19 protein-coding genes are annotated in these 25,785 nt (G+C 40.6%); all 19 read left to right on the top strand.

The window, feature by feature from the left end; translation table 11 throughout:
- Positions 1–1,158, top strand: coding sequence for a DNA recombination protein RmuC (rmuC, locus tag NT145_03950; GenBank protein ID MCX5781843.1), 1,158 nt, complete (start codon positions 1–3; stop codon positions 1,156–1,158).
- 318 nt (positions 1,159–1,476) lie between these two features.
- Positions 1,477–4,506, top strand: coding sequence for a tetratricopeptide repeat protein (locus tag NT145_03945; GenBank protein ID MCX5781842.1), 3,030 nt, complete (start codon positions 1,477–1,479; stop codon positions 4,504–4,506).
- Between the two features lie 162 nt (positions 4,507–4,668).
- Positions 4,669–5,286 (top strand): MotA/TolQ/ExbB proton channel family protein, encoded by a 618-nt coding sequence (locus NT145_03940; GenBank protein MCX5781841.1) that lies wholly within the window; start codon positions 4,669–4,671, stop codon positions 5,284–5,286.
- A gap of 91 nt (positions 5,287–5,377) precedes the next feature.
- Positions 5,378–5,800: a biopolymer transporter ExbD gene (locus NT145_03935; GenBank protein MCX5781840.1), complete on the top strand. Its 423-nt coding sequence runs from the start codon at positions 5,378–5,380 to the stop codon at positions 5,798–5,800.
- 12 nt (positions 5,801–5,812) lie between these two features.
- Positions 5,813–6,211, top strand: a complete 399-nt coding sequence (locus NT145_03930; protein ID MCX5781839.1) for a biopolymer transporter ExbD — start codon at positions 5,813–5,815, stop codon at positions 6,209–6,211.
- Positions 6,212–6,224: 13 nt separating this feature from the next.
- Positions 6,225–7,586, top strand: a complete 1,362-nt coding sequence (locus NT145_03925) for a TonB family protein (GenBank protein MCX5781838.1) — start codon at positions 6,225–6,227, stop codon at positions 7,584–7,586.
- On the top strand, positions 7,583–8,488 hold the full coding sequence (locus NT145_03920) for a hypothetical protein (GenBank protein MCX5781837.1): 906 nt from the start codon (positions 7,583–7,585) through the stop codon (positions 8,486–8,488). The genes NT145_03925 and NT145_03920 overlap by 4 nt, the downstream gene beginning before the upstream one ends.
- Positions 8,485–8,877, top strand: a complete 393-nt coding sequence (locus NT145_03915; protein ID MCX5781836.1) for a response regulator — start codon at positions 8,485–8,487, stop codon at positions 8,875–8,877. The genes NT145_03920 and NT145_03915 overlap by 4 nt, the downstream gene beginning before the upstream one ends.
- A gap of 210 nt (positions 8,878–9,087) precedes the next feature.
- Positions 9,088–12,408, top strand: coding sequence for an ATP-binding protein (locus NT145_03910; GenBank protein MCX5781835.1), 3,321 nt, complete (start codon positions 9,088–9,090; stop codon positions 12,406–12,408).
- Between the two features lie 255 nt (positions 12,409–12,663).
- On the top strand, positions 12,664–13,974 hold the full coding sequence (locus NT145_03905; protein ID MCX5781834.1) for a hypothetical protein: 1,311 nt from the start codon (positions 12,664–12,666) through the stop codon (positions 13,972–13,974).
- A 1-nt stretch (position 13,975) separates the two neighbouring features.
- A complete protein-coding gene (locus NT145_03900; GenBank protein ID MCX5781833.1) occupies positions 13,976–15,844 on the top strand; it encodes a PA14 domain-containing protein in 1,869 nt (622 codons plus the stop codon).
- Positions 15,845–15,888: 44 nt separating this feature from the next.
- A complete protein-coding gene (locus tag NT145_03895; GenBank protein ID MCX5781832.1) occupies positions 15,889–17,391 on the top strand; it encodes a hypothetical protein in 1,503 nt (500 codons plus the stop codon).
- Positions 17,360–18,361: a prepilin-type N-terminal cleavage/methylation domain-containing protein gene (locus NT145_03890; GenBank protein MCX5781831.1), complete on the top strand. Its 1,002-nt coding sequence runs from the start codon at positions 17,360–17,362 to the stop codon at positions 18,359–18,361. The genes NT145_03895 and NT145_03890 overlap by 32 nt, the downstream gene beginning before the upstream one ends.
- Positions 18,362–18,873: 512 nt before the next feature.
- Entirely contained in the window at positions 18,874–21,372 is a 2,499-nt protein-coding gene (locus tag NT145_03885; GenBank protein MCX5781830.1) for a mannose-1-phosphate guanyltransferase, read from the top strand.
- A 30-nt stretch (positions 21,373–21,402) separates the two neighbouring features.
- Positions 21,403–22,671 (top strand): DNA methyltransferase, encoded by a 1,269-nt coding sequence (locus tag NT145_03880; protein MCX5781829.1) that lies wholly within the window; start codon positions 21,403–21,405, stop codon positions 22,669–22,671.
- A gap of 3 nt (positions 22,672–22,674) precedes the next feature.
- Positions 22,675–23,160, top strand: a complete 486-nt coding sequence (locus NT145_03875) for a hypothetical protein (protein MCX5781828.1) — start codon at positions 22,675–22,677, stop codon at positions 23,158–23,160.
- Positions 23,161–23,181: 21 nt separating this feature from the next.
- The gene (locus tag NT145_03870; GenBank protein ID MCX5781827.1) at positions 23,182–24,609 is read left to right on the top strand and encodes a phosphoglucomutase/phosphomannomutase family protein; all 1,428 of its coding nucleotides are present in this window, start codon (positions 23,182–23,184) and stop codon (positions 24,607–24,609) included.
- A complete protein-coding gene (locus tag NT145_03865; GenBank protein MCX5781826.1) occupies positions 24,609–25,256 on the top strand; it encodes a DUF502 domain-containing protein in 648 nt (215 codons plus the stop codon). Before NT145_03870 ends, NT145_03865 begins: the two co-directional genes overlap by 1 nt.
- On the top strand, positions 25,253–25,785 hold a 533-nt coding region (locus tag NT145_03860; GenBank protein MCX5781825.1), incomplete at its 3' end, for an ATP phosphoribosyltransferase regulatory subunit. The genes NT145_03865 and NT145_03860, both read left to right, overlap by 4 nt.

Genomic DNA, 25,785 nt, shown 5'->3' with positions numbered 1-25,785 from the left:
ATGAACTATCTTATAGTCTTTTTATCGGGGGTTTTAACGGGCGGGGCCGTTGTATGGCTTTTCTGGCAGTACCGATTTAAAGTAGAAAAAGGGGTGCCGCACCAGGATTTAATTGATAAATACGTGCTTAAAACTGAAGCTGAAAAGCGTTACGAAGAAATAAAAAAGCAGTTTGAGCATTACAAAATTGAATTTGAAAATCTTGCCCAGAAAGTTCTTGAAGATAAAAGCGAAAAATTTCTTAGTTTAAGCAAACGAAACCTTGAAAGCATTCTAAATCCTTTAAAAGAAAAAATTGACGATTTCAAAAAGCGGGTGGACGACACCCATTCGCAGGAAATGAAAGAACTGGGAGCCCTTTTTAAGCTGAGTACCAAGTTAAGCGAGGACGCTAATAACCTTGCAAGCGCCTTAAAAGGCGACAATAAGCTTGTAGGAAATTGGGGCGAGTTCCAGCTGGAAACAATTCTGCAGAAAGCCGGGCTTATTGAAAACATAAATTATAAAAAACAGCCCAGCTTTGAGGATAGAGACGGCGCGGAAAAAAGGCCTGATTACGTCGTTATGCTTCCGGACAACAAAAATATTGTAATTGATTCAAAGGTTTCTCTTGTTGCATACGAGAAGTATTTTAATGCCGATTCATCCGAAAAAAAAGAAGTGTTCCTCAAAGAACATGTCAAAAGCATTCAGGACCATATAAAGAATTTAACTTCCAAAAATTACCAGTCGCTTTACCAGATAAACCAGCCGGATTATGTAGTATTGTTTATGCCGCTTGAGCCGGCGCTTAGCATGGCGCTTCAAAAAGAGCCGAAACTTTTTGAAACCGCTATTGAAAACAATATCGTAATTGTGTCAGCAACAACGCTTCTTGCGACGCTTCGGACTGTAGCCTACATTTGGAAGCAGGAAAACCAGAAAAGAAATGTCCTTGAGATCGCCAGGCAGGCAGGCGCGATGTACGATAAGTTTGTTGACTTTGTTTCAGACCTTGAAAAAGTCGGCCAGAAAATTGATGATGCTAACGATTCGTACCACGATGCGATGAATAAATTGAAAGATTCAAAAAAGCGGGGGGATACTCTTATCGGCCGTGCCGAAAAAATCAAAGAACTAGGCGCAAACACTTCCAAAAGCCTGCCTCCGGAAATTTAACCTTTTAGTCAAGGAAATAACTAATTCACAACTAAATCGTACGGGAACATAAAAGCCCTTATAAGTCTTATTATTATATACAAAAAGAAGCTGATAAAAAAAATCTACCTTTCACTTGCAAAAATCAATCAATTTTGATATACTTAAAAAAAATTTTGGGGTTTAAAATAAAAAAGGAGCAGAAAGCTAAGGGTTTTTTTAGTTTACCCCGTTAGAAATTTTAGCTCGCTTAGACATACGGCTAGGCCCTGTTTGAATTAACGTTTCAGCCCAACAATTTCTAACGGGGTAAATATGAACTCGGGGGAATCAAAAATTATGAAAAAAATCAAAATTTTATTAAAGGTATCGTTAGTAGGTTTCCTTTTTTTGTGGAGTTGTATTGTTTATTGCGACGAGATAAATGAAAAAGAGGATTTCCAATCACTTTGCAGGCTTTACCAGGATACTGTCGGGACAACCGCTTCATTAGGCCAGGCAAATAGTTTCCTTAAAAAGTATTCGAAATCCGAGTATGCTTCAAAAGTTCAATTTATAATAGCTAATTCTTACGGCGATAATGAAGAAGCCATTAAAGTTTATGAGAAGCTCATAAAAAAAGAAAGAAACAGCGAGCTTGCCGTATCGGCTTTAGTAAATATCGGGCAAATCTATTATAACTTGGGAAAATACAACGAAGCGATAGAATATTATCAAAGAATCATAAAAGATTTTCCGAACCATTTTATAGTCAGGGAAACGCTTTATGAGCTTATGCAGGCCCAGATAGCCGTAAAAAAATGGGATGAAGCGGAAAAAATACTTCGCAGGCTTATTCAAATCGATCCGTATTATGAAAAACAGGACAAGGTCATTTTTTCTTACGGCCTGATTTTTTACAAGAAAAAAAGTTTTGAATCAGCCTATCAGAAATTCAGTTTATTAAACAGCGCCGAAGCGCTTTATTATCAGGGAAGATGCCAGGAAAAACTTCAAAAATTTATTCCCGCAACAGTTACCTTCAAGCAACTCCTGTCGCAGTATCCCAACAGCGATTTTGTAGAAGATGCCCGGTTTCTTATTGCTGATTGCTACTATCTTGCGTCGGATTATCCTATAGCTGCGGAAGAATTCAGCAAATTTCTTAGTGATTTTCCTGACAGCTATTTAAAAGAAAACGCGCTTTATAGGATCGGCTGCTGCTCTTATCAGCAAAAAATATATACCGAAGCAATTACCAAACTGAGAAATTTCATACAAGAAAATTCCAGAAACGAGTTTGCGCCTTTTGCAAGTTATATGGTAGGCGAATCTTTTCTAGCACAAAACGATTTGGTAAGAGCCGCATTTGCATACGGAGATATACTCAAAACATATCCTCAAACCGAGATATTGCCTCAGACATACTACAAGCTCGGCTGGTGTTATACAAGGCAAAACAGTTATGATTCGGCTATTGATATGTTTAACAGGTTAATTACGGGCTATCCCAAGCATCCTTTGGTTCTCTACGCGCTATTGCTTTCAGCCGATAACTACAATAAAAAAGGGAATCTTGACCAGGCAATTGACTGCTACAGAAAAATTTTGGATTCGCCTGAAAGGAAAGAAGACCTTACCGAAGCAGCCCTTTTTATGATGACAAAGACTTTTTATAGCGCAAGAAGATTTAATGAAATCATAAGCAGTTTCCAATACATATTAAACAGCCTTCCTCCTTCAAATTCCGAATGGCGGTCCTACACATACCTTATGGTTGCCGAAGCATATTATTCCATGGGATTTTTTACCGAGTCTACCAGGGTATATGAAATGATCGAGAAAAATTTTCCGTACACTCAAGTTGCGGCGATGGCGCAGGAAGGCAAAGCCTGGTCTTCGTTTAAAGTTAAAGACTATTCAAAAGCCCAGAAAGAGCGCCAGGAATTTACCGAAGATTTGACGTCAAAAAAGGGTAAGTCAACAGAAATTTCTAACGAATTTGAAATGGGAAACATATATTATAACCAGAAAAAATATACGGAAGCTATGGACTCTTTTGAAAGATTTGTTCAAACCTATCCTGACGACGAACTTATTCCCGAAGCATTGTTTAGCGCGGGAAGGTGCTATTATAAACTGGAGTACTATACAAAGGCAATTGAAACATGGCAAAAGCTTGTAAACACGTATCCCAAACATAACCGGACCCAGGAAGCGATGAATCTTATATCTGACACCTATTTCAGAGCGCAAAAATATCCGGAAGCGATAGAATCCTATAAAAAGATCATTTCAGCATATCCCGGGACAGATAATGCCAAACAAGCTCAGCTGCGTATTGCGCAAAGTTATTATAACGCCATGGATGACGAAACTGCTATTCTTGAATTTGAAAAATTCATAAACTTGTATCCTAATGATTCAACCGCCGAAACCGCGCTTGAAGGAATGGTAACATCGGCGTATCGTATGAGCGAAGCCGGAACAAATACGGATTTAGATATTAAAGCCATGCAGAATTTTATAACAAGATACCCGAAATCTAAACTTGCAGGAAACGCCCAGTACCGCCTTGCGATGCGGTTTTATGACAAAAAAGATTTTGCTAATGCAGCCGAGGAATTTAATAAAGTCGCAAACTATTTCGCAGCGGGGCAGATTGTTCCGGATTCTTATTTTTACGGAGCAGAAAGCTATTATTTTGCTCAAAAATATGAAAGTGCTACTCCAATATACCGCAGATTCATAAAGAATTTTCCAAAACACGAGCAAATCCGCCTGGCATACCTGCATCTTGCAAACTCGCTTTATTACTTAGAAAAATATTTGGAAGCTGCTCAAGTTTATCAGGATTTGACAAAGCTAACTAAGGATAAAGACGATATTTCTCAGACCGCTCTTTTAAATACCGCGCTTTGCCTAAAAAAAGCCGAGAAGTGGCAGGACGCTGTAAGCGTGTACGAGAAATTTTTAGACCAGTACCCAACAAGTGAAAATCATAACAATACTTTGATTGAGCTGTTCAGTTTGTATGAAATTCTGAGGCAGTACGATAACGCGGTCGCGGTAGCCGAAGAACTTCTAGACAAAATACCCAAAACTGATGCTTTAAGGCCGGAACTGATGTATAAAATAGGCGAGATTGACCTCAAACAGGGAAACATACAGACAGGGATGGACGAGCTATTGGATTTGATTACATATAAGCCTGCTGATGATCCCTGGAGATTAACAGCGCTTGCAAGGGTTGCCCAGGAATATGAAAGTCAAAAGAAATGGGATGATGCGGCTACAATGTACAAAGAAATTATAAATTCAACTACCGAGCAGAAATGGATTTCAGCCGCAAAAGAAAGGATTGAAGCCATAAGTCAGATGGGGCAATGATTCTCCCCGCCTTCATCCCCCCTGCTTCGTTTAGCCCTGTGAAATGCAAAGCATTTCCAGGACTTGAGTCCCTGAAATCGCATTTGCGATTTCTAGGGGCGAAGCAAAACGAGGGGGGTATTTGGCGAAGGAGAATAAAAATAAAAAGAGGAGAGCGAAACAATGGAAGCTAACGTAATAGCAATTATTAAAAGCAGTCCGACGATGATTTTGTTGTTGATAATATCCGTTATAGTTTTTACAATTATAATCGAACGTTTTCTATACTTGAGAAAATCGTCGCTGGATCCGCTTGATTTTATGGGTTCATTGAGGAACATGGTTCAGCGCAAAACGTATGACGATGCCGTTAAGTACTGTGAAGAGCAGAAAAAACCTATAACTAACGTTCTTAAAACCGGCCTAATGCATCGCCATATGCCGAAAGAAGATATAGAAGAGCTGGTGTTAAGCGTCCGTCTTGAAGAACGACAGAAAATGGAAAAATTTCTTATTTTCTTGGGCTCAATCGGAACGATTGCGCCGTTATTAGGACTTATGGGAACTGTTGCCGGTTTGTCCAGAGCGTTCAAAGATCTTGCTCTTTCAGGCTCAGCGGGGCCGTCAGTGGTAGCTGCGGGTATTTCGGAAGCTTTGTATGCTACGCTTCTTGGTTTGGCCATAGCTATACCGACGGTCTTATGTTATAACTACCTGATGGGTAAAGCGCGCAAAATTAACGTTGAAATAGAAGCGGCATCCAAACGGCTTCTTGTATGGCTGTTTGAAGAAGCAAAATGACATTTTTGCCGAAGGCAATAAGTGTCACCCCGTCCGCCCTGGGCGGACGGCATGACAAGAATGGAGTTCGGCAACAGCCTTAAATGAAAATATGAGAAAAAAACGGGAAACACAACAAAAAGAGCTTGCTTCCGGCTCAATAAACATTATCTCAATTGTTGACGTGAGTTTTGTGCTGGTTATTTTTTGCATGGCAACAATGAGCCTGATATTGACTGCCGGTATAAATGTTTTGGAAACCAAAGCCGGCGCAAGCAAGGGAAAAGCGGCATTGACTGAAAATATTTCAATTAAAATGACCAAAGACAATAAGCTTTATTTGAACAACCAGCCGATTGATCAGTATGATTTGTTCAGGGAACTTTCGGCAAAAATTCCGAATACTAAAGACAAAATGGTCATAATTACCGCAGATGATGAAAATACCTGCGAACAGGTAGTAGAAATACTGGATATTTCCCGTAAAAGCGGGGCAAAACGGCTTGCGCTTATGCAGGGAAATCAGGGCGCTTAACAAGGAAAAAATATGGAAGACGAACTCCCCGAAACAACTGAAATAGACGTAACCCCGATGGCCACGGTTGCTCTTATTTTGGTGGTTATTTTTATGTCTTCTGGCGGGCTTTATATGTCGCCGACAATGAAGGTTGAACTTCCGCAGGCGTCAACGGCCGAAAGCGAACGCAAACAAAATGTCACGGTATCAATAGGTTCTAACAGCGAGATAGCGATTGATGATGTTTCTGTTACCTGGGAGACCTTGTTTGACGGCCTTTTATTAAGCCTTCAAAATAATAAAGATAAATTTGTAATTATTCGCGCCGATAAAAACGCTCTATATATGGATATAACCGATGTTATGGCATGGGCCAAACAGGCGGGCGCAAAAAGCATAACGATAGCAACGGAACAGAAAAAGAAATAGCGGAGCAACATATATGATGCTTGCAGGAATAGATAATTTTTTTGAAAGTGCAAATAAGCGCATAGGGTTTGCTCTTACAGTGACGCTTATCATACACTTTATTGCGCTCTATTCAATGCAGATGTCCTCTGTTATGGAGCAGGAAAAAGCAAAGCTGATAACTAACGTTGAACTTTTAGAAATTGAAAAACCGAAACCTTTGCAGGTTCCGCTAATACAAGAAAAACCTAAAAACGTTTGGGATACAATAAAACAGGCTATACCGTTTGGAAAAGGACAAGAGGGTCCTCGGCCGGCGGCAGATGATTCAATGAAACAGATTCTTCAGGAAGCTGCAAGGCCTCCCAAATTAGTGGATAGAACCGAACCTCTGTCAAGGCTTGAAAAATCTCAGCTTGAAGAACTAAAAAAGCAGCGCGACGAGAAACTGAACGAACTCAAAGATTTGAGTTCAGGCCAGCAGCAAAGAATGGCAAATATTATGGTTCAGGAGCAAGCCTTAACCGAAAGCGCAAAACCGATAGTGCGTCCTAGCATGGGCATTGAAAAGGGAATATCAATAGAAGAAGTCGGTATGAAACGGGCAGAAAATATTTCCGATATCATTAAGACAAGCCAGGTGCAAAAATCATCAAGTTTTAAGGATGCTTCGGCAACCCAGTTGGTTGAAAGGAAAGCCGAATTAAAAAAGCAATTGGCGGCTCTTAACGCGATGCCTTCCGGCACAAAGCTAGAAGATCGCGGAGGCGGATCCAGGACCGGGGCCGGGACAGGGCTTAGAGAAGTTGTCGGAAATATACAGGAACGAAGGAAAGCCCAGGAGCTGCTAGCCCTTCAAAAGTTAATAGAAGAAAAAGAACCGTCAAAACCGTCTGGATCTGGAGGCGGGGGCGGGGGAAGAGGCGGGTTTGGTTTTGGAACGGGATCGGGAGCAGGCCTGCAAACTGCAAGAGAAGCGATAAAATTCAGCGAGCCGAAAGAAGTGCCTGTTTCTAGGCCGGTTCAAAAAAATGTTCCGAATGTACTAGAAAAAATGAAAAAAGTCTCTGAAGGCCAAACGGTGCAGGAAGTAAAAAAAGCTCCGGTTGAAATCTCCGGCCCTCTTGAAAAAAGAAAAGTGGTTTCGGCTTATGTTCCTCAATACCCGGAATGGGCAAAAAGGCAGGGGCTAGAAGCTGATATTTCTTTAAGATTTTTTGTTAATGCGTCAGGTTCTGTTACGCCTGATATTTCTGTAGTGATAACGTCGGGGTACAGGGAGCTGGATCAGCTCTGTATCGAAAGTTTGAGAAAATGGGTTTTTGTGCCATTATCATCAAACGAGTCCCAGATAGATCAATGGGGCATAATAACTATAAGGTTTAGGCTAGAATGAAAACTAAAAAATTGTTTTTACTGTTAGCAGTATTTTGTTTTATACCTTTTCTTGCGTATTGCGAAGAAGGTGCAAGCGGCCGTCTTGAAGATGTTGTGGTCAAAGGAAACGATACCTCAAAGATTGACAGCGAAAAAACGCCCATACAGATTAATAAAGACCACATGAAAGTAATAACCCCTTCCCTTGAAACAGAAAAGCTTTTTTTGGAAAAAGATACTTCGGGCATAAATAAGATGAAAAGAACAAATCCCGATGTCTTGTCTACCGAAGGGACTATTTCTCCGTGGCTAAACACGATTGCCAGAGAGCCTGTAACGATGTTTCGCCTTGATATCGGGCAAATAAAAGTAAAAACCTGGGATTTGGTTGTTACCGATTCAAGGGGGTATAAATTCAGGATGTATTCCGGCAAAGACACGATTCCTCCGATAATAAAATTCAGCGGAAGAAACGAAGACGGAAATTTTATGCGCGTAGGAAATGTTTACGGATACATTCTAACCTATCTGGATGAAGCCGATAACAAAAAAACCGTGATAGGAAAACCTTTTTCGGTTGAAGCGGCGCTTCACCAGGAAAAGGAAGGGCTTATAATAAGCATAGACTCAAAATCGTTGTTTGACCTCAGAAAAGACCCGTTGGAAATAACTAAACCGGGAAAGCAGATACTAGGCGAGGCTTCAGACATATTAAAAGAATATTTTAATATTCCCGTGGCGATTAATGTATATGCCGAATCAGAAAGCCTTGCCCGCGACCAGGGAAGCGAAATAGTTAAATTTGTTTCAAAAATTTTAGTTATACCCGAAAATAAAATTAGCGTCAAAGGATTTAGAGATATACCGGAAAATTTCCATATTGATATAGTAATCATAAACAAGAAAGAGGCATCAAGGTGACGGATGGAAAAAAGATCCTAATAATTGATGACGATCCGGAAATTCTTGATCTTTTAAAACTCTATTTTAAAGCTGTAAACTATGAAGTTATAGAATCCGAAGAGGGCTTGCGGGGGCTTGAACTTGCCCGCACCCAATTGCCCGATTTAATTATCTTGGATATACTGCTTCCTGAGATCAGCGGGCTTAAAATGTGCCGTATTTTAAAAAGAGATAAAGAAACAAAGAACATTCCCATTATGATACTAACGGCTTTAACTGATGAAGAAACAAAAATAGAAAGCTTGAAATCATACGCGGACGCTTTTATAAGCAAGCCGATTGATAAAAAGGCAATAATTGACAAAGTAAACGAGCTTCTTACAAAAAATGAGGAAAAAAAACAATGAAGATTATATTATTCGCAGACGGAGTGTAGTTAACTTTTGTAGGATTTTTGATCTGGTTTTTTCCTGACATTTTAATAAAAATAAATGACTGGTTGACCGAAAAAACTTTGCTGCATAAAAAAATCGGTATTTTTTACAGAATTATTACGGGGGGAATTACCTTAACTATCGCGGGAATATTTTGGTGGACGCTATTTTCTAAATAATTTTATGAAAACCCAGGAAAGATTATTATCATTAATTAAAACCGTTACGGGATTATTTGTTTTAACCGTCGTTTTCGTTTTTGTTTTTCAGGCAGTTCAGTTTATCTTTATTGTACAGGATCAGAAAGTCACAAAAACAAAAATATTAAACGATATTTTGGAAAACAAAAGCCAAATAATCAGCCGCTACATTACCGATTACACCATCTGGGATGAAATGGTGCAGTTTATAGAAACTCCGGCGTATAAGTGGGCAAGAGAAAATGTAGACGCTTCTTTGACAGACGATATAAACGCTGTTTGGGCATATAATAGAGCTTTCGGGCTGATATATTCCGTAAATAATATTGACAGCGATTTACTTGAAGAAATCCCTGCCGATAAAACTCTGCTAAAAAAGCTTGCTGCAGAGAAAAAAATTATTCGTTTTTACACTAAAACCAAAGACGGCGTATTTGAAATACAGGGCGCTTCAGTACACCGCACTAACGATACCGGCCGCAAATCAAATCCCTACGGGTATGTTTTTTCCGGGCGTCTTTTAGGGCAATCCTATCTTTCATACATTTCGCAGATTATGGGCGGAGAATTGTCTTTGTCCACCGAAGAAAATCCGTGGTTTGCCCAAAAACTCGGCAAACTGAGAAATCTTTTTTTGATAAGCAAGGAACTGGAAGGATTAAAAGGGGAAACGATAGCTGTTTTGGATGCAAAAGTTTTATCGCCGCAGTTAAAAAGCGTCCTGTCGGGATTGATGTTTTTTGCCGTTGGTTTTATAATATTCTTAACAATTTTTTTCTTTCAGGTTTCAAGCAATGCCAATAAATGGCTGATAAAACCTTTAAAAAATATATTGATAAGCCTAAGAAGAAGATCAATTGACCCGATACAATTTTTGCAGAACGAGGATTCTGAATTCGGGGAGATTTCAAAGCTTATCATTCAGCATTGCACGCGTCCTTCGGAAGAACTTACCGAGCAGGAAAGATCTCACAGGCAATTAAGGGAAAACGAAGAGCGCCTGAAATTTTTTGCAGAACATTTCCCGGGTTTTATCGTTAAAGACAGAGATTTAAAAATTATTCAAGTTAGCGATTATTTTGCCTCATCGTTTGACGCAAGTAAAGATAAATTTTTGGGAAAGACCGACAGCGATCTTTGGCCCGAAGAAATCGCAAAAAGAACAACTCAAAACGACTTGACAGCTTTTAATCTTCCCAAGGGCGAACATAATCAGATTGAAGAAGAATTGGAATTTGAAGGCAAAAAAAGGACATTTCTTACATACAGGTTCGTTATTCCCCGCCCGGACGGAGAGCGGTCTCTGGGAATGCTGGCGGTAGATATTACTGACCGGAAAAAACTGGAAGAAAGCTCTTCGGCTTTAGCAAATGTTGCCGAAAAAATATCGGTGCCCATTATCATAACAGATAAAGACGGAAAGATAGAATTTGTGAATGAAGCTTTTGCAAAAAACACAGGATATTCTTTGGATGAAGTTAAAGGCAAAAGTCCGAAAGTACTAAAATCGGGAGAAACGTTGGAAGATGAATATGAAGCGATGTGGGAAGCCATATCCAACGGTAATGAATGGAAGGGTGTTTTGCACAACAAAAAGAAAAACGGCGAATTTTACTGGAGTTTGATTTCAATTTCTCCGGTTAAAGACGATAAAGGCGATATAAAAAAGTATATTGCAGTTGAACAGGATGTTACTGAAAGCAGAAAAGCTCAGGACGAAATAAAGAAAGCAAAAGATAACGCGGAAGTGTCTTCAAAAGCGAAAAACGAATTTGTTGGGCAGCTGAGCCACGAAATAAGGACTCCGTTAAATTCATTGGTTGGAGTGACCGATCTTCTTTTGGAAACAAAACTTACAACGGAACAGAAAGAATATGTTTCAATTTTCAAGCGCGCGGGAGACACTCTTTTGACCATTGTAAATGATATTTTGGACATCACTAAAATTGAAAGCGGGGCGGTACAGCTTGATTACGTGGATTTTGACATTAAAGACGTTGTTGAAAAATCAATTGATGTCTATCAGATACGTTCGCAAAAAAAAGGCGTAGAACTGAAATATCTTATAGCTCCCGATATGGTTAGATCGGTAGTCGGGGACCAAAACAGGCTAAGGCAGATTCTTGTCAATCTTTTAGGAAACGCGATGAAGTTTACCGAGCAGGGCGAAATTTCGGTTGAAGTCAAAAATTATAAGCTTCAGGAACGGGACGCTCTAATTCAGTTTTGCGTTTCAGATACAGGGGTCGGAATACCCAAGGACAAGCTGAGTTCCGTTTTTGACAGTTTCGCTTTAACAGATTCATCAACCGCAAGAAAATACGGGGGTTCGGGACTGGGCCTTGCCATAGCAAAAAGGCTGGTTGAGCTTATGGGCGGGACTATTTGGGTGGAAAGCGTTTACGGGCAAGGGAGCAAGTTCTTTTTTACAGCTCGGTTCAAATATCCGGATGAATCCATGAAATCCCCTGTAAAGCCAAAAAATCTTAAAGGCGTAAAAATTTTAATTGCCGATGAAGACGATTTAAACCGCACGAAAATAAGAAAAATGCTTGAAAGCGGCGGAGCAATTGTCGGAGAGTCAGAAGATTTGCAGTCCACGTTTGTAGAGCTTGCCAAAGGGGTATCATCCTCTGTTCCTTACAGCGTTGTAATAGCCGATTCAAAGCTTAAGGAAGGAGGAGGTTTTTCTTTTGTTGAAACTATCAGAGGAAATGAAACGTTTGCCGATTTAAAGATTATTATAATGCTTACCGAAAGGAGCCAGGAAACGCTTAATCGCGTGAGATCAATGGATATAAAGCATGTGTTTAAGCCTGTTAAAGCCCAGCCGCTTATACTTTCGGTTGAAAATTCTTTGGGCATAGCAAGCAGCGAGGAAGAGGAAAAAAAAACGACTTCCAGTTCAATAGAGTATAAAAAACAGCTGAAAATCCTTTTGTGCGACGATTCTGAAGATACTAGGATTCTGGTAAAGAAATTTTTAGCCGGGACGCTTCACATTCTTGACATAGCTGAAAACGGAACGGTTGCTTCAAATAAATTTATGGAAATTGATTACGACCTTGTGCTTCTTGATATGCATATGCCTGTAATGGACGGCTTTAACGCAGTAAAAAATATGAGAAAATACGAAGAAGAAACAACTAAGAGCCATGTTCCAATAATCGCATTAACTGCCGATGCATTTAAAGAAGATACGGCAAGAGTAATTGATGCCGGTTGTGACGGCCATGTCGTAAAACCTTTGAGAAAAGCCACATTGTTTGAAATTATTGATAAATATTCCCGCCAGGCAAGTTAAGGCATTTCCTTTTTTACCCAAATCTAATTTTTATCCTTAAAAATTGATAAAATATTCTTATATATAAAAGACTCTCAATCACAACCGGCTGCTATTTACCCCATCGGCGTTTCAGCCAATAATTTCTAACGGGGCTTACTTATAAAAAGCATCAATATAAGCCGGGCTTTTTGCCTTGACACTTTGTAAATACAATTATATACTATAAACGCCTTTTTAGCTTCAATTTTTGAGTGTTGCCGTCAAAATAAATATATGATTTTTAAACATTTTCCTAAACCAACAAATGAAGGTTCACCCCAAGGGTATTCCGGGGACGGGCTACGCGCTAATTCCGGCTCGGCATTAGTAACAGTTATGATAATTATGATAAGTGTTACTATCCTTGCTGTTGTTGGAACACAATTTATTATGACTTCTTTCAAAGATGCTAAAAGGCAATTGAATATGAGCGCGCAGGCAGAAAACGTAGCAAGAGCCGGGCTCGCGGATACAATTGCATGGTTCAAAAGACAGCAGATCCAGCCGGTTAAAATGAGGGGAGCTATGACATATCCGGATGAAGCGTTCAACCCTAAATTTAGTACTGATTCCGCAAAATGCGATACAATAGATGAAAGTGTTGGATTAGTCAAAGAATATCCGCTCAGCGAGAATAATATTTTATGGGCAAGATATGAAGTCAGAAAACAAACCGCTCCTCCCGCGGCTATTGACCCGTTTGCCGTTCATGATGTTACGGGAGAACGGCTTTCTTCCGGAGAAGTAAACGGTGACGGATATGTATGGTTTATTCCAAGCAAAGGCTATATTTACAGAAGAAAAGACCCAAACGTTGCCTTTAATGTTTCCCCCAATGAAATAATCGGCAGCGCTAAAGTGTCTACCGAAATTAGAAGGATAACTTTAAATCTTCCGGTAACTTGCGCAAATATTGTAAATAACGGAGGCACAGCAGGGTCACAAACGGTACGGGTAAATAGCAGGGGCAGAATAGTCGGAGGAACTTATGGGTGCGGAAGGACTAGCGGTGTTGTACCGGTGGTTTCAGGTGCAAATGCTCAAGTTTCACCTCCAGCCGGACCACCATTGGCAGACAATTATACCGAACAGTTTGTGCTCGGCGTTACAAAAAATGAACTCAGGGTTCTCGCAGATTTTTATGTCAGCAGTGTAAACGACCTTCCCAACCCCCTTCCGGACCTGGCTTTGATATATATTAACGGTAACGCTGTATTTAATGCGGCAAGGCCTTTAAGAGGAAGCGGCCTTCTTTACGTTGACGGCAACCTTACCCTAACTAGTACGGCGGGATCATCTCCGCCGACATCGCATTTTTTCAGCGGATTTATTTATGTCAGCGGCAATGTAATAATTCAAGATCCGGCCTATGTCGGCGGATGCTTAGTTTCATACGGCGGACTAACTCTTTCAAGAGCTGCCCCGGCTGATTTTGCGGAAATAATATATGATCAAAACGCTCTTAATATTGTCAGGCAGCAAATTTGCCAGTATCGTGAAATGAAATCGTTGAACAGAATTTTTACGGGAGTTAAGGACTATTAAAATGAAAAATAAAGGGCTTAGCCTTGTTGAAGTAATGATAGCTACCGCAATACTCGGCATCGTAGCTCTTATGGTCATCGGGTTGCAGCTCCATATGAGCTCTAACACGGTCAGAATAAGGGAAAAGATGTTTGCTACGGAAAAAGCCATGCAGATGATGGAAGAGCTGAGATCTTTGGTGCTCGGTTCGGAAAGAACAAACATTGAAGTTCTGGACGATTATACCGAAAATCTGTCGTCCGGCAGTGCCAACTATGTATTGACTACGGATAGAAGCGTAACCGACCCCGCCCACCCCAACAGCGGCAATATGTCCATCGGCGGTGTATGGAAATATTTCAGGCAGGTAACGGTTGCTCCTTTACCGGAAGAAGCTCATGCAAGAAAAGTTGAAGTAAAAGTGTATGAAAATTCAAGAACCAGCCCCGGCACCGCGACAAAAGTGCTGGCTGAAACTACCAGCATTTTAAGAACCATAGCCAACGAGTTTGTGCCGACGCAAGTGATGGATATTTACTTAATTGCGATTGAAAATGTTCCGGGATGGTGGTCGGATCTTGCGACAATGGTTCCGACTTTTGATATGGTTTTGCAGGATATTCAAATGAGAAACCAGGGGCTGGAAATAAGGCCTCATTGGATAATCCGTTCTGCTTTCGGAAGGGACCCCTTTTATATGCCTTATATTAACTCAACGACTCCAACAAACGCGGCAGCTATTCCTCAGGTATATTTTTATCCGGGGATGTCTTCTGAAAACAATACTGTTGGAGGCCCGGCGCAGTTATTTTACGACCCTTCAAGAATCCGAGGAAACATAAACGTGCAGGGAACTCTGGTTTCCGGAGGATATCCGCTTGCAGACAAATACAATCATGCGGTAAGGTATCCCGACGAAGAAGCTATGTACGCCCAGTATGTGATAGATGAATCAACGGCGGGAAGGCCTGTACCCGAATACAGTTTAAGGATGCTGCTTGAAAGAATGAATTCAAACCCGAACGAATTTGAGAATGCTTTAATAGTAAACCTGCACGGCGAGCTGATACCTTTTGTTCCAATGAGAAATTATTCCGACGCGGCGAAATCGCCGGCCAACTATCCGGACTTAAGGATAGTTTCACATCCTGAAAGATTAAGTTATACAAGCACCGATACAGTCAAAGTAAGGGTGTATCCTTATGCTATGGTAGAGAATGCCACCTATCCATACGGATTTGTCGGGCGGTATTATAATGCGAATAATTATACTAATCTTTTGTTTACTCGGTCCGATAGTTCTATTAATTTTGACTGGGCAGGAGGAAAACCTGCTAATAACATAACAAACGCAGATGCTTTTTCAGCTATCTGGAGAGGAAGGATCCGTGCGAAAACAACAGATAATTATACTTTTACTTTACGCGCCAATGGCGGAGGATATTTTGATTTTGAAGTCAACGGAAATGATATTACTTTAGCGGCTGATAACAACACCCTGAAAATTCAAACATATGCAGCTAATCTGGTGCAGAATACCGAATATCCTATAGAACTTGGCTTTACGGAATCTTTTGCAGGAGATGCTTCAGTTCAATTGACCTGGCAGATAACAGGGCAACCAGCAACAGAAGAAGTCATTACGTTTCCTGACATCTCAACAGCCACAGTTCTGTTTCCCGGGATAACAATTAATACAAGCGATATTACGGTGCAAAAATTTGTTGGAGGATCAACCGTAGCATACCAGTTGAACACTGTCGCTGACCTTGTTTCGGGCCCGGATTGCCGAGTGGCATATCCAAGCGGGGGGACTCTACTGACATTTTATAATAATCCGGTGCTTCATCCTTATTCAAATCCTTCAGGAACTACGGCCGGCAAACCATAGAAACAAGGATTGGAACTGACCTCAATTCCGGAGTAACAACAGATTTGACGAATTTATCAAAAACTTATGTATGGGTAAGCACGCCCGTTCCTTTTACCGAGCAATACCAATATACGGGTGATCCTCGCCATTGTCCTTATACTGATGTCAAACAATCTGGCGGATACAATTGGTATTTCAGGCAGGTTGCCGACAATGCTTTAAGATACGCCGGTTTTGCGAACACGGCAAACGGTTATGCGCATACTGCAAACGGCGCAAAAGTCTGTGATGTTGACGTTCCAAGAACGTTTTTAACCTTCAGAGAAGGACTATTAAAAAATACTGCAATTTGGTCTGCAATAAACGGTTGGAGTTACTACTATTTCGGCTTGGGCGGCGAGTTTGGTGCGGATCAAACGCCTTTCACTAACAGTATTTATTTCGTTGAAACGCCATGGGTGGCGGCTTCCGCTGCCATAAACAATGTTAACGAAATATGCAACTGGAATGCACCTAACATAGTGTATAATAGGCTGGTGTCAAAGACAGATAATTCTTGGTATGCAAGGTTTTGGCTCGGAGAACTTTATCCTGACGGTTTTTTTAATATATGGACAGGTAGCGGGAACCTGCCAACAGGTGCAGGAAACTTTTATAGACAAAATTATAACGGTATTGCAGATCTAAATTTCCAAAGAGAATCATCTATCGGTGAAGAAGGATGCGCTTCTTTTTATAATAATGGCAGCGATACTAGTCATTTTATGCATGTTGGCATTGGAGGACCTAATACCAATGGCGTAATACAGGCTCCTGGAAATAGGATTATGGACACTTTCGGAATTCCGTTATTGTCTCCGGTTTCCAGTGTAAGGCCGTTTTTGATAAATAGCGGATCTCCTGATCCCGTGGAAATAAATAATGCTGTTTATTCAGGAGCTAATAAAACGGCTTTAACCGTTATGCAGCAGTTTTATAATGATACCGCAAGTGGTAGCAGAAACACCGCAGCAATGGTAAGAATGGTAAAAGGTACCGATACTTGTTATACATCGGTTGCCGGTTTTGAAACGACGGCAAATTTCGGCACTTCTCAGATCGGAAGATTTGCTTTAGCTTCGGTAATGCAGACGTTTCTTGAAGGAGGGCTTAATACCGGCCAGGACCATATTCCTCAAATACCCTATGTTGATCTTACCAGTCCCGGAGTATCAACGACATTAATAGATCCGATTAATATAGGTATTCAATGGAATTTAAGCTGGAACAAATGGGACGGGCAAAAATATACTGCATTGTATCCAAACGGGTATACAGAAACCACCCCGGTGGTCTATATACTAAAATATTCAAATGACGGCGGATCCAAATGGCGATATTGTACTGACGGTACAGCTGCCCAAGCGGGAAAACGAAGCGCGACTCACGAAACCACTTCCACATCATACACCTGGCCGGCGTCTGGACTTTCAAGAGGGACGTACATAATAAGAGTCGAATGTTTCAGAACTAATATCAACCAGCACTATTCATATGACCAAGTCTCGGTATATATTCAAAAATAGTCATAAAGGCGTAACCCTTGTTGAGCTGATGATGGCTTTAGCGGTGCTCGGGATAATAATTCCTGCGGCAGTAATGCTGTTATCGTCAGTAATGAAGGGATTTACCGGTTACGAGGCTAGTATAAACCTTAAGAAAAATAACCAGGAATCAGTTAACAGAATTTATTTAAGGCTTGGTTCAAGCAAAAGAATTTTTCAAAGATCAAATGCGGACTATTTAGGGGCAATCAACTTAACCGGATGCCCGGCAGTGCTTTCGGGAAGCCAGCTGCCCGTTATTCAAAGCACGGGAACATTATCTTTCGGAACTACCAACTATGCCTCAGTAGATTATGGCAACTCCCTTTATTTTGCGACCAATGAAGGAACCCTGTCTTTGATTATCAGCACTTCCGTTACAAAAAGGATGGATTTTTTCCAGTTTAATTATTATTATCTCACAACAGATAATACGAATTCAATTTACGAAACGCAAAGTTATCGGCTAGTTGAGTGGCGAAGCATAAAGTACGCTGATTTAGGGCAGATTACCAGCATTTCAGATACAACTTTGAGAGGACAAATAATTGACGCTGTCAGAGCCAACGGGATAAACTATGCATGGGATACTTCTTCCGTAGGATTAAATAATGCATTTGCTACATTGGGAACTGCTTCTTACACATTGATTGCCAGCCATTCAATTCCTTCTTCAAAAGTCACTGTCCTTACAAAAATTCTTACCAACATAATGGGAGGCTACCGGTACGGTGTTTCACCCAACAGCGCGGGCTGGGCCCATGCCCCGAGAACAGTCCCTCTATATGCCACTGCAAACGGCAGTTTCCCGTCTGGTTTTGAGATCGGCATACTAGGCTCAACATCTGGACGAAAGGTTTTACTCAGATGCGTGCTTGTAGCCCAAGGCGCTTTTCCGGGTATCATTGGAGAAGAACAGCAGTTAGTTGCCAGCGCAAGAGATCTGTGGTAAACCCCGTTAGAATCAGTTAAACAATTGCTTATTCCAAAACTACGAAAAGCTTTATCCCCCTTCGCAGAATACTGCGGGCGTAAGCCCGCAGATGTCATGCCCTAGGCAGATCAGCCTTGGGCTGAAATGCGAAGCTGGGGATCCGCCGAAGCTGCGATGCCAATACGGCGAATAGCCGTGTATATTGACAGCGCGTTTAGCCCAGGCGGATGCTTCGGGGGATTTCGCCAAAGAAAATGAAGATACCAAGGCCGTAAGGCCATGGAGCTTCATTAATTGTCCTATTAAATTTCTATTTTTTTCTTAACGTTAGGCTGATTCTAACGGGGTAAAACATCATTCCAAACTTTTCACGCTGTGGCCCCCTTCAAGTCTATTTATGTAATCTCTCCTCTTTCCTTAATTTGACCGTTCAATTTTATCATTTGATTATGAAGCTTAAATTTGTTAAAATCACTCATCAATTTCCAACCGATAAATCAGGTCCTAAAAATAATCTTTTGAGGTGAAAAATGCAAGCCGTTATAATGGCAGGCGGTTTCGGTACGCGCCTGAGGCCTATCACTAGCAGTATTCCAAAGCCCATGGCTCCGATTGTAAATAGGCCGATGCTATACCATATCATCAACCTTCTTAAAAAACACAATTTAACCGACCTTACAATGCTTCTTTATTACCAGCCTGAAGCGATAACAGACTATTTTAAAACAGGCTCAAATTTCGGAGTAAATATCCGCTATCTAAAACCTGAAGCCGATCTCGGTACCGCGGGCAGCGTAAAGTTTGCTCAAAGCGAGCTTAAAGACACTTTTATAGTGATTTCCGGCGATGTCTTAACCGATTTTGACCTTACCAAAGCGATAGAATATCATCAAATCAAAAAAGCTATTGCTACCATGGTTTTAACCAGGGTTACAAATCCTTTACAGTACGGCGTTGTTATTACAGATAACGACGGAAAAATTGAAAGATTCCTTGAAAAACCTTCCTGGGGAGAAGTTTTTTCAGACACCATTAATACCGGAATTTATATTTTGGATCAATCGGTATTTAAATTTATTCCTAAAGACGAATCATTTGATTTTTCAAAAGACCTGTTTCCTCTTTTGCTCAAAGAGAAACAGCCCCTTTACGGCTATGTGGCAGAAGGTTATTGGAAAGATATCGGAAACCACGACGAATACAGGATGGCCCATTATGATTATTTGGATGAAAAAATAAAATTAAATGTTGAAGGCAAAAAAGTAAAAGTTAACGGAAAAGAAATTTTAACAGGTAAAAATACAAAAATTGAAGACGGCGTAGAAGTAGACTCCCAGGTGGTAATCGGCGATGACTGTGTTATTGAAAAGGGCGCTCGGATTGAAAGGTCTGTTATAGGGTCCAATGTTATTATTCGTTCTGGGGCTGAGGTATTGGGTTCAATACTTTGGGACGGAGTTGAGCTTGGGCGCGAAGCGCGAATTAAAGAAGTTGTCTTGGGCAAAAAAACAAAGCTTGGGGACCGCGCTGTCGTTCAGGTGGGAACAATAGTTTCGGATGAATGTTATATAGGATCTGACGCAATAGTAAGAGCAAACCTTAGAATATGGCCGCACAAAGTAATTGAAGACGGGGCGATACTTTCTACAAGCCTGGTTTGGGGCGAAAAATGGAATAGAGCGCTTTTCAGCGCCTACGGGATAACCGGCCTTGCAAATATAGAAATTACTCCTGAGTTTGCGGCAAAAATCGGTTCGGCTTACGGCGCTTTTATCGGGAAAGGCGGCTACATAATTACTTCGCGTGATGCCCACAAGGTAACAAGGATGATAAAGCGCGCAATGATTTCAGGCCTTATTTCTGCGGGCGTACGAGTCGGGGATTTGCGAACAGCGCCTATTCCCGTTGTAAGATATGAGCTCGGGAAAGAAGGCGAAAGCGGGGGAATACATGTTAGGCAGTCGCCTTTTGACTCAAGGCTTGTGGACATAAAATTTTTCTCATCAGACGGAGGGGATATTTCGGTAAGCCAGGAAAAAGCCATTGAACAGCTTTTCCAAAGGGAAGATTTCAAGCGAGCCCACATAGATGAAGTAGGCGAGATAACCGTACCGCCGAGGGCATCCGAGTATTATAAAGGCGGATTACTAAAAACTATAGATATAGAAGCTATTAAACAGGCAAAATTTAAAGTGGTTTTAGACTACGCTTTTTCTTCCGCATCTTTGATTTTTCCGGCCATTTTGGGAGATTTGGGCCTTGAGGTCGTTTCGCTTAACGCATATACAAGCAACAAAGGGACCACTAAAACCGAAGCAGAATTTAAATATTCTTTAAACCAGCTGTCTGATATCGTAACCACGCTTAAGGCGGACGCGGGATTTTTAATAGATACCGGTGCAGAAAAAGTGTTTCTTGTTGACGAGCGCGGCAGGATAGTCGGCGACGACCTCACGATGTTTATCGTGTCATATCTTGTTATGCGCACATATAGAAAAGGAACCATCGCGGTTCCCGTGTTTGTTTCATCCGTAATTGACGAGCTTGCGGCAAAATTTAATATGAAAGTGATACGTACCGGAACAAGCCCTAGAAACATTATATCGGAAGCCCGAAGCGAAGACATTGTCTTTGTTGCGGACTGTTCGGGAGGCTTTATTTTTCCTGAATTTCAGCCGGCGTTTGATGCGATGTATGCAATAGGAAAAATTTTGGAAATGATGGCTAAAGAAAACGCGGCATTAAACAGGATAAGCAGGGAAATACCGCCCTTTGAAGTTTTTAAGAAAAAACTGCCTTGTCCGTGGGATAAGAAGGGGCAGACTATGAGGCGCGCAATTGAAGAAGCAAAAGGCAAAAGAGCCGAGCTCATAGACGGAGTAAAAATATTTTCGGAACGGGGCTGGGTGCTTTTATTGCCCGATCCGGATGAAGCATATTTCCATATTTGGGCTGAATCTAATGACGAGCAAAACTCCAAAGAACTTTTAGCAGAATATTCTAAAAAAGTTATTAGCTGGCAGGAGTAGAACGGCAGGGATAAGGGGTAAGCAGATACTATGCAAATAATAAATCATCAGCATTTAAATTTATTTGATTATTTTAAAACATTTTCGTTAAGAGAAGAATTTGATTTGTTCTCTCAAAATGAAGAAGGGCAAAAGACTAGGATTGATTATATTTTAATTCAGAACAAAAAATACCCAAGGTTCATAAACGAATTTTGGACATCCAAACAAAGACAGGCTTCTTCATTGCACGAAATATCTTATCGCGCATGTTTTAAACCGCAATTGCCGAGATTTTTTATTGAGTTATTTACGAAAGAAAACGATACAGTGTACGACCCATTTTCAGGAAGAGGAACGACTATAATTGAGGCAGGTTTACTTGGAAGGAATGTAATCGGCAATGATGTTAATCCGTTAAGTAAGATTCTGTCTTTACCAAGATTTTTCGTTCCTAATTTAAAAGAACTTGAAGAAAGATTAAAAAATATTAAAATTAACGATTCTGCAAAATCAAATATTGATTTATCAATGTTTTATCATCGCGAAACTGAAAAGGAAATCACCTCGTTAAAAAGGTATTTAAAGAAAAGAAAAGAAAACAGCAATGAGGATCGACTTGATTCATGGATCAGAATGGTAGCAACTAACCGTCTTACGGGTCATTCATCAGGTTTTTTCTCGGTATACACCTTGCCGCCAAATCAAGCGGTTTCTCGTGAAAGTCAGATTAAGATTAACGAAAAAAGAAATCAAAAACCTTCTTATAGAAATACTAGAGAAATAATTCTAAAAAAATCCAAACAGCTAATGGCAGGTGTGCTCGAAAGCGAAAGGAGCATTTTAAAAAGAGCAGGAGAAAATGCTCTTTTTTTCAATACTGATGCACGATTTACTAAGGAGATTCCAGATAGGGAAGTGCAGCTTACCGTTACTTCCCCTCCATTTTTAGACGTAGTCCAATACGATAAAGATAATTGGCTTCGTTGCTGGTTTAATTCAATTGATGAAGAAGACATTTCAAAAAAAATAACAATGTCAAAAACTATTGATGAATGGTGCAAAGTTATGGCTCAGGTATTCAGCCAATTATACAGATTAACGAAAAATAGCGGCTGGGTAGCATTTGAAGTTGGTGAGGTTAGAAACGGAAAATATAAATTAGATGAATATATCGTTCCTTTGGGAGTGGAAGCAGGATTCACTTGCGAAGGTATATTGATTAATGAACAAAAATTCACTAAGACAGCAAATATTTGGGGGATCAACAATAATGATAAGGGAACAAATACCAATAGAGTCGTTCTATTCAGGAAATAAACTATGAAAAATCTTGGAGTATTAAGCTGGAATGCAGAACAGATTGCAGATGCTTTAAAAATAACAAAAGAAGAGGTAAGGGAATATTTTACCGATGGAAGAAGAATTTCTTTTCTTTTGGAGAGGCGTATCGCCCGAGAAATATTAAAGGGCAGTCTTGCGCCATCAGAAGGTGCCGGATTTGATTTGTTTGATTCAGAAGGTGGAAAATGGGAAGTTCGAAGTATTTCAAAAGACGGCATATACTTTTGCCCCAGTTATATGGTTGGTTCAGGGCGCAAATTTAACAAAAAAGGTTTTATAGGAAAACTGTCTGAAATTAAGGGTTATATAATCTCGGATATAGAGTCATTCCCAGAGGTGCCGTTTTGGATAATAACTAAGGAGCAGGTTTTTTCCTGGTGGAAGAAAAAACTTTTGGGTACAACAACAAAAATATCACGTGATAAAATGTTAAAACTTTTATCTAAGTTATTTAAAACAATTTAAATTGACGTTTTTGAGGTTAATGTGATCAAGTTCGGGACATCGGGTTGGCGGGGGATAATAGCGGATGATTTTACGTTTGAAAATGTAAGAATAGTCACTCAGGCGATTTCGGAATACGTAAACAAAAATTCTCCGAACAATCTTAAAAGCGTAATAGTTGGATACGATACACGTTTTCTTTCTGATAAGTATGCCGAGCTTTCCGCTGAAGTTTTGGCAGGAAACGGCATTAAAGCGCTTTTGTGCAAAAGGGATACGCCCACACCGGTAATATCGTTTGAAATAATCCGCCGCGCAGCGGACGGCGGAATAAATTTTACCGCAAGCCACAATCCTTATAACTATAACGGCCTTAAATTTTCGCCTTCCTGGGGCGGGCCGGCACTTCCTGAAACTACCGAAGCAATAGAAAAATCTTGCCGGCTACTGAGCAAGGAATCAATAAAAAAAATTAATCTGAACTATGCAAAAAATCAGGGCTTTTTAGAATACATTGATCCGAGGCCGAAATATCTCAGCCAAATTAAAAAGCTTGTAAATTTCAATGCAATCAAAAAAGGCAGATTTAAGGTTGCGGTTGATCTGCTTAACGGGACCGCAACAGGGTATTTAGACGAGCTTCTTAAAGACGCAGGCATAAGCTGTGTTATTACCAGAGATTGGCGGGATGTTATGTTTCCCAAAAGCGGGGCGCCCGAACCGAACAGAGAAAATTTGAGAGATCTTTACAGCCTTATGAAAAAGGAATCCTGCAGCCTCGGGATTGCTACTGACGGCGACGCCGACAGGTTTGGCATTTTAGACAACGACGGAACATTTATAAATCCAAACGAAATTATATCCGTTCTTTTATACCATCTGATTAAATCAAGAGGTTGGAAAGGCATTGTGGCGCGAAGCGTTATGACGACTCATTTAATTGACAAGATTGCAGACAAATTCGGGCTTCAGATAAAAGAGACTCCCGTCGGATTTAAATATATCGGCGAAATACTGAATAAAGAAAAAGAAAGTTTTGTGATAGGAGGAGAAGAATCAGGGGGGCTGACCATAAGAGGCCACGTTCCTGAAAAAGACGGAATACTTGCCTGCCTTTTAGTAGTTGAAATGATTTCCGAATCTAAGAAAAGCATTAAAAAGATTCTTTCTGAAATTTACAATTTAGTCGGGCCTGTTTTTTCGGACAGAGTAAATTTCAGATTGTCCAGCGACGAGATGGAAACCTTGAAGAATAAATTGAAAGAAAAAACTCCGGACAATTTTTCCGGGCTTAAAGTGAAAAAACTAATTACCGTTGACGGCTACAAATTTATTTTTGAAAACGATTCGTGGCTCGGCATAAGGCTTTCGGGGACCGAGCCGGTAGTCAGATTGTACGTTGAAGCGGATTCCAAACTTAAGATAAAAAATTTGATTTCAGCAGGCGAAAAATATATCAAAGGAAGCTAATGCAGCAGCGCATAAGGTTTGATTTCAAGAGAAATTTTTTAGCAGGGCTTATAACAATTTTGCCTTTATGGCTTACGCTTTTTTTGGTCTGGGTAGTGTTTAATTGGGTGAGTACTCTTGCTATTCCTTTTCTTTCGCCGATTTTAAAGATTTATGTAGGAAAAGGCGGAAGTCTCCTTGCAAAAATAGCAAGTTTTATTTTAACAATTTTTGTTATTTGGTTTGTCGGAGTTTTGGCTACGCGCATTGTCTCGCGCCGGATTTTAACCTGGGGCGAGAATGTCTTGGTCAAAATTCCTTTATTAAGCGACATCTATTTTGGTTTCAGGAAACTCATCCGATTCATATTTAAGGAAAGGCGGGATTTTAAAACAGTTGTTATGGTAGAGTTTCCGCGCGCCGGCATTTATTCAATTGGCTTTTTGACCGGGAAAGGGGATTTCGGAAATTTAAAAAATATCGGTACCGTTTTTATACCGACAGTGCCGAATCCTACCACTGGTTTTCTGGTTGTTGTCCGCCAAAAAGACATTAAACCCCTTGATATGACGTTTGATGAAGCGGCCCGCATGCTTTTGTCAGGAGGAATCGTGTCTCCTGAAAAATATAAATCTGGTAATGCCCAGAAAAAACGGAGCAAAAAATGAAATTTAACGCGCCGAGAGGAACGCATGATCTGTGGGGAACAAACGTACAAAAAATTAGATTTCTTGAAGAGCTCTGCATAAAAATATTTGAGAAGTATAATTATTCCGAAATCCGTTTTCCCACTTTTGAAGATGCCGGGCTTTTTAGCCGTTCAATAGGCGAAACAACCGATATAGTTGAAAAAGAGATGTATTTGTTTGAAGATAAAAAAGGGAGAAAGCTGGCTCTTCGGCCGGAAGGGACGGCCTCGGTTGTGAGGGCGTTGCTTGAAAACAATATTCTTCAGGATCTGGCGTTAGGAAAACTATATTATGTTGGCCCGATGTTCCGCTATGAAAGGCCCCAGTCCGGCCGTTACAGGGAATTTTATCAGGTTGGCGCCGAGTATTTCGGGAATCAGGATCCTTCGGCTGATGCTGAAATAATCTGCCTTTCGGTAGAAATAATGAACGCTCTAGGCATTCAAGAACCGCAAACACACATCAATACGCTGGGCTGCGTTTCTTGCCGGCCGAAATTTAAGGAATC

Source organism: Elusimicrobiota bacterium (genome assembly GCA_026388075.1).
GTDB lineage: Bacteria > Elusimicrobiota > Endomicrobiia > Endomicrobiales > JAPLKN01 > JAPLKN01.
This window is presented reverse-complemented; position numbering and strand designations above follow the sequence as displayed.